Origin of the sequence: Staphylococcus sp. HMSC055A09, assembly GCF_001809655.1 — a bacterium.
GTDB classification, from domain to species: domain Bacteria; phylum Bacillota; class Bacilli; order Staphylococcales; family Staphylococcaceae; genus Staphylococcus; species Staphylococcus capitis.
Map to the genome: position 1 here is coordinate 9,958 of NZ_KV798363.1, position 1,211 is coordinate 11,168.

General features: G+C 36.1%; 1 pseudogene. It reads left to right on the top strand.

What is annotated here, in order from left to right:
- Window positions 1-1,211: pseudogene (locus tag HMPREF2642_RS03275) on the top strand (YSIRK signal domain/LPXTG anchor domain surface protein); the annotation flags it as partial.

Sequence of the window (1,211 nt, forward strand, 5' to 3'; positions counted from 1 at the left end):
AAGTGACTATGCCACGTAAAGAGACAACACCGCATTCTCCAACAATCGAAGCAAACGAAGAGCAAGTCAATGTAGAGGTAACACCGAAAGATGAATCAACAAAATTAGTGATTAATTATACTAATACAGAGGGGCAAAGTGATACCATTATCGTAAGTAAAAATGGAGAAGTTTGGTCATTAAATAAAATTGTTCCGCACATAGAGGTAGATGAAGCAACCGGAAAAGTAACAATAGGCTATCAAGCAGTACAAGCAGAAAGTGAAGTTATAACAACTGAAACAAAAGGAAATAGCGACTCGAGTCCAGAAAGTAAAGTGACAATGCCACGTAAAGATGTCGCTCCAGAAGGGCCTGTACTAAAATCAGATCATGACAATGCGAGTGTAAGTATAATTCCTTCAATTAATTCAGACAAAATAACTATCAAATATCTAGATGTCAATGACCAAATCGCTACAGCAATAGCCACTAAGAAAAATCAAAGCTGGTCATTGAATAATAACATTTCAGGTATTTCAATTAATTCTCAAACAGGAACTGTGACAATTAGTTATGTGGCTGTGCAACCGGAAAGTGATATTACAGCTACTGCGTCAAATGGTAACAGTGATAATAGTATTGTCAAACATACAATTATGCCTGCTAAAGAAGTTAAACCTCAACCACCAGTGGTAAGATCTAACATAGAAGAAGCAAATGTCGAAATTATACCACATAATGATGTTACTAGATTAGATGTTCACTATGTTGATTTGAAAGGGCAACCGGCTACTATTACAGCAACTAAAGTTGGCAATGGATGGACTATTAATAAAAATATTTCTAATATAAAACTTGATGAAAGCACCGGTAAACTTACAATGGGACACCAAGCGGTGTTAGTAGAAAGCGAAGTTGTAGCTACTGAAACAAAAGGTAATAGTGATACAAGTACAGAAAGTAAAATTAATATGCCACGAAAAGAAGTAACACCAGAGTCGCCAGCTATCGAAGCAAATGAAGAACACGTCAATGTTGAAGTTACACCAAAAGGTGAATCAACAAAATTAGAAGTAAAATATACAGATACAAATGGCCAACTAAGTTCATTCATTGCAAATAAAAATGGAGGAGTTTGGTCACTAAACAAAGAGGTTCCACATATTGAATTAGACGAAACTACCGGAAAAGTCACAATAGGGCACCAAGCGGTGTTAGCAGAAAGCGAA